This is a genomic window from Mycobacterium sp. TH-M82 (assembly GCF_057473605.1).
In genome coordinates this window covers 1-2982 of record NZ_JBYCKY010000299.1, presented here as the reverse complement: position 1 = coordinate 2982, position 2982 = coordinate 1, and the positions used below count along the sequence as shown (strand labels likewise).

The window sequence follows — 2982 nt, the reverse complement described above, 5'->3', positions numbered from 1 at the left end:
TCACGCCCGAGGGCAACTATGCGCTCTACACCGGCGTGAAGAGCTTGACGCTCGACCAGTCGGAGGCCCAGGGCGTCACGATCCTCGACAACACGATTAAGGCGCACGTCGATGGCCAGCCCGGCAACCACGTCGCCATCCTGGGCGACTCCCAGAGTTCCACGATCTCGTCGATGCTGATGCCGCTGCTGCACGAGCAGGGGGTGTCACCGGATCAGGTCGGCTTCGTGCTGCTGGCCGACCCCAACATGCCCAACGGCGGCCTCTTCGAACGCCTGGACGGGGTCACCATCCCCAGCCTGGGCATCACGTTCAACGGCGCGACCCCCGACGATCTCTACCCGACCAGTATCTACATGCAGGCATACGACGGGTTCGCCGACATTCCGCGCTACCCGATTAACTTCCTGGCTGACCTCAACTCGATTCTGGGCATCCAGTTCGTGCATCCGACGTATCAGGCTCTTTCGCCCGAGCATATCGGCGACTTCAGCCTCTTGCCAGGATCGGCGGAACTGACCGGCGAGGGGCTGACCAACTACTACGCGCTTCCGCTCAGCGACGAAACGGTTCCCTACCTGCCGCTGTTGCAGCTGCTGCTGGATATTCCAGGCGTCGGCAAACCGCTGGCCGACTTCCTGCAGCCGATCCTGACGCCGCTGATCAACCTGGGCTACGGGAACCCCGACTACGCCTGGTCGACCGGCCCGGCCAACGTGCCCACCGAATTCGGCCTGTCTCCGAGCTTCGACATGACGCTCAAGGCCCTCCAGGAGAGCGTCGCGGGGATCGGAACCGGATTCAAGGATGCCCTGACCGGGCTGGCGGCACCGGGGCCGGCGGACGCAGCGGGACTGTCGCTGCCGAGCCTGGCGGACACGCTGAGCGGGCTCGAAACGATGGGCACGGCGTTGGCGGCCGACCCGGCCAGCGAGCTCACCCACATCGTCAACACGCTCACCGGCGCGTTCTCACAGGCCTACGCGACTTTGCTGCCGACGGCGGATGTGGCCACCGGCGTCTTGGTCACTATTCCCAACTACGACCTGCAGTGGTTCATGGACGGGCTCGAGGCCGGTAACCTCCTGGAGGCGATCGGTCAGCCGCTGGCCAATGACGTCTATCTGTACACCCTGGCGGGCGGGTTCGAAACCTTCGCGATGATCAGTGCGTTCCAAACGATCGGCGGCGAGCTGCAGGGCCTGTTCTGACCTGTCGGCTCAGCTGCCGACCTTCGCCTGGGGTGCGTGCACCTCGTCGGCGGGCCGGGCTTCGGTCTGCTCCTTGGCCCAGCGGTAGTCAGGCTTGCCGGCGGGCGAGCGCTTCACCTCATCGACCAGCCATAGGCTGCGCGGAACCTTGTAGCCGGCGATCACCGACCGGACGAAACTGTCCAGTGCGGCCAGCGACGGGCGGGTGCCGTCGCGAGGCTGCACCACCGCGGCGACGTGCTGACCGTAGCGGGCATCTGGAACGCCGACCACCAGCGCGTCGAACACCTCGGGATGCCCCTTCAGCGCAGCTTCGACCTCTTCGGGGTAGATCTTCTCGCCGCCGCTGTTGATCGACACCGAGCCGCGGCCCAGCAAGGTGACCGTCCCGTCGGCTTCGACCTGCGCGTAGTCGCCGGGGATGGCATAGCGGACGCCGTTGATGACCCGGAAGGTTTCGGCGGTCTTTTTCTCGTCCTTGTAGTAGCCGACCGGGACGTTGCCGCGTTTGGCGATCATACCCCGCGCCTTCGAGCCGGGCTGCACTTCGTTGCCGTCGTCGTCGAGCACCACGGTGGTCCTGTCGATCTTGACCCGGGGCCCGCCGGTGTTCGTCTCACCCTTGGCGACGACGCTGGTGCCGCCGAATCCGGTCTCCGACGACCCGATGGAATCGGTGATGACGCGATTGGGCAGCAACTCGAGCAGTCTTGCCTTGATGCTGGGTGAAAACAGCGCCGCGGTGCTGGCCATCAGGTACAGCGACGACAGGTCGTATTCCTGGCCGGCATCGTTGGCGGCGACCAGCGCGTCCAGCAGCGGGCGTGCCATGGCATCGCCGGTGAAGAACAGCAGATTCACCTTGTGGTCACAGATGGTGCGCCACACATGCTCGGCGTGGAATTCCGGTGCCAGCACCGTGGTCTGGCCGGCGAACAACGCCATCCAGGTAGCCGACTGGGTGGCGCCGTGAATCATCGGCGGGATCGGGTAGCGGATCATCGGCGGGTTGACGGCGGCCTGCTTGGCCAGGTCATACTCGTCTTTGACCGGCTCGCCGGTGACGAAGTCGGTGCCGCCGAACAGCACCCGGTAGATGTCCTCGTGGCGCCACATGACGCCCTTGGGGAAGCCGGTGGTGCCGCCCGTGTACAGCAGGTAGATGTCGTCGGCGCTCCGCTCACCGAGAAGGTCGCCGAAATCGCGCTCCGGGGAGCCCTGCGCCAGCGCCGTCTCGAACTCGACCCCTCCGTAACGCTGGTAGTCCAGATCGGAGCCGTCTTCGACAACCAGGATGGTCTTGACGTTCGGCGTCCCCGGCAGCACGTTGGCGACCCGGTCGGCGTACTGGCGCTCGTGCACCAGCGCCACCATGTCGGAGTTGTCGAACAGGTAGCGCAGTTCGCCCTCGACGTAGCGGAAGTTGACGTTGACCAAGATGGCGCCGGCTTTGACGATCCCGAGCATCGCGATGACGATCTCGTTGCGGTTGCGGCAGTACAGGCCGACCTTGTCGTCCTTCTTGACGCCCTGGTCGATCAGGTAGTGCGCGAACCGGTTGGCTTTCTCCTCCAGCTGGGCATAGGTCAGCTGTTCGTCACCGCAGATCAGGGCGACGCGGTCGGGCACCACGTCGATAGCGTGTTCAGCGAGGTCAGCGATGTTCAGGGCCACGGATCCAAACTAGAACGTGTTACATTTCGACACAAGTCCCGCACAGTGGCGGAGAAAGGCGGACACCCGTGAGCGAGGCGCACGCCCTGGTCGAACA

General features: G+C 65.1%; 2 protein-coding genes. One reads left to right on the top strand and one right to left on the bottom strand.

Annotated elements, in window-relative coordinates; translation table 11 throughout:
• Nucleotides 1-1211 (top strand): PE-PPE domain-containing protein (locus AC2VON_RS09415; protein WP_486952706.1); only part of this gene is annotated, 1211 nt, incomplete at its 5' end.
• A gap of 9 nt (nucleotides 1212-1220) precedes the next feature.
• Here the strand turns inward: AC2VON_RS09415 and AC2VON_RS09410 are convergent.
• Nucleotides 1221-2885 (bottom strand): acyl-CoA synthetase, encoded by a 1665-nt coding sequence (locus AC2VON_RS09410; protein ID WP_486952705.1) that lies wholly within the window; start codon nucleotides 2883-2885, stop codon nucleotides 1221-1223.
• Between the last annotated feature and the right edge of the window lie 97 nt (nucleotides 2886-2982).